Here is a 2,810-nt window from a genome sequence, read left to right as displayed (position 1 = left end):
CAGATGCAGATAGTGACGCCGATTCAGATGCCGACTCAGATGCGGATAGCGACGCCGACTCAGATGCAGATAGCGATGCGGATAGTGATGCGGATTCAGACGCTGACTCAGATGCAGATAGCGATGCTGATTCAGACGCCGACTCAGATGCAGATAGCGACGCTGACTCAGACGCCGACTCAGATGCAGATAGCGATGCGGATAGCGACGCTGACTCAGATGCAGATAGTGATGCGGATTCAGACGCTGACTCAGATGCGGATAGTGATGCGGATTCAGACGCTGACTCAGATGCAGATAGCGATGCTGATTCAGACGCCGACTCAGATGCAGATAGCGACGCTGACTCAGACGCCGACTCAGATGCAGATAGCGATGCTGATTCAGACGCTGACTCAGATGCAGATAGCGACGCCGATTCAGATGCAGATAGCGATGCAGATAGCGATGCAGATTCAGACGCTGACTCAGATGCAGATAGCGATGCGGATTCAGACGCTGACTCAGATGCAGATAGCGACGCCGATTCAGATGCCGACTCAGATGCAGATAGCGACGCGGATTCAGACGCCGACTCAGATGCGGATAGCGATGCGGACTCAGACGCCGACTCAGATGCGGATAGTGATGCTGATTCAGACGCCGACTCAGACGCAGATAGCGATGCAGATTCAGACGCCGACTCAGATGCGGACAGCGATGCAGATTCAGACGCCGACTCAGATGCGGATAGCGATGCGGACTCAGACGCCGACTCAGATGCAGATTCAGACGCCGACTCAGATGCGGATAGTGATGCTGATTCAGACGCCGACTCAGACGCAGATAGCGATGCAGATTCAGACGCCGACTCAGATGCGGACAGCGATGCAGATTCAGACGCTGACTCAGATGCGGATAGTGATGCAGATTCAGACGCCGACTCAGATGCGGATAGCGATGCGGACTCAGACGCCGACTCAGATGCGGATAGTGATGCGGACTCAGACGCTGACTCAGATGCAGATAGCGATGCAGATTCAGACGCTGACTCAGATGCGGACAGCGATGCAGATTCAGACGCTGACTCAGATGCAGATAGCGATGCCGACTCAGATGCAGATCACGGTTCAGATGCGGATTCGGATAGCGATAGCGATGCAGATAGCGATGCAGATTCAGACGCCGACTCAGATGCGGACAGCGATGCAGATTCAGACGCCGACTCAGATGCGGATAGCGATGCGGACTCAGACGCCGACTCAGATGCAGATTCAGACGCCGACTCAGATGCGGATAGTGATGCTGATTCAGACGCCGACTCAGACGCAGATAGCGATGCAGATTCAGACGCCGACTCAGATGCGGACAGCGATGCAGATTCAGACGCTGACTCAGATGCGGATAGTGATGCAGATTCAGACGCCGACTCAGATGCGGATAGCGATGCGGACTCAGACGCCGACTCAGATGCGGATAGTGATGCGGACTCAGACGCTGACTCAGATGCAGATAGCGATGCAGATTCAGACGCTGACTCAGATGCGGACAGCGATGCAGATTCAGACGCTGACTCAGATGCAGATAGCGATGCCGACTCAGATGCAGATCACGGTTCAGATGCGGATTCGGATAGCGATAGCGATGCAGATAGCGACGCTGATTCAGATGCAGATAGTGATGCGGACTCAGATTCTGATCACGGTTCTGATACCCATACAGACGAGGGTAACAGTGATACTGATCATACTGGTTCAGGTAATGGCAATAACCACAATGGCGGCCAAGGCAACAATAATGGCGGATCAGGTAATAAAACTGATAATGATGCTACGAATAACCAAGGTTCAAATGGCCAACAAGGTACGAACAATGGTGGTGTAAACGGTGGAAACAACACTACGGGTACTGATGAAAAAGGTAATGAGAACAATGGTAGTCAAAACAACAACTCTGTTTCAGGAAGCCAAGGTACAAACAATGGTGGTGTGAACGGTGGTAACACTAACACAACTGGAAATGGTACGAATGGTAACCAAACGGCTGGCGAAAACACTGCTGATCTAAATGGCAATGGTATCCCAGACGCACAAGAAACAGCTAACGGTAATAATGTTGATACTGATGGCGATGGTATTCCAGATGCGCAAGAAATTCTTGATGGAACAGATCCACGTAATGCCGACAGCTTCAAAGCACAAGATGTTACATTAGGTGCTGGTCAAGAAAATGGTGAAGGCCTTGCTTCAATGGCTAACCATAACGCAGCAACTGAAGGTAATGCCACACAAGCTGCTGGAAATGCTGGAAATCAAGCAGGTAACGAAGGTAATGCTCAAGGAACACAAGCAAATGCTGGTGAAACTGCAAATGCAGCTACAACAAACAATGGAGCAAATGCCGCTGCTGATACGAACCACAATGCATACCCTGCAACTGGTTCGAAAGATGAAAGCAATCTAGGTGCTGTTGGAGTCCTTTCACTCTTTGGAATGACCGCTCTATTTGGAGCAACTCGTAGAAAAAAAGAGGAAGAAGAACAGTAAGATAAATTTTTACTGAACTTGTTAATCGAAGAAATCGTATGGTCTTTACGGCCATACGATTTTTTTAGTTTATGTGTTTACTAAAAATTCTAATTAATTCATAATTTTCTTTTATTTTGCTATAATTTTTTTAACTTCAAGAATAACTGTGTTGAATGATCACTAGTGTTGCACAAATAATTTCAGAAAAATCTGAAAACTATGTTTCATTCAAAATTGCAAAAAAGTCGAATGCTTACGCAGCGGATGACTTTTATTCCAGAAATTGTACGTTTTATTAAATTG

Annotated in this window: 1 protein-coding gene; it reads left to right on the top strand. The window is 48.5% G+C overall.

Features of this window, described 5'->3' with window-relative positions:
- The coding region (locus tag GVJ38_RS14220) for an LPXTG cell wall anchor domain-containing protein (RefSeq protein WP_200849509.1) at nt 1-2,525 on the top strand (2,525 nt) is incomplete at its 5' end.
- Nucleotides 2,526-2,810: the final 285 nt, after the last annotated feature.

It is taken from the genome of Enterococcus sp. CSURQ0835 (assembly GCF_902706605.1).
Taxonomy (GTDB): Bacteria; Bacillota; Bacilli; order Lactobacillales; family Enterococcaceae; genus Enterococcus_A.
The sequence above is the reverse complement of the archived record's forward strand: the minus strand, read 5'-3'. Positions and strand labels throughout refer to the sequence as shown.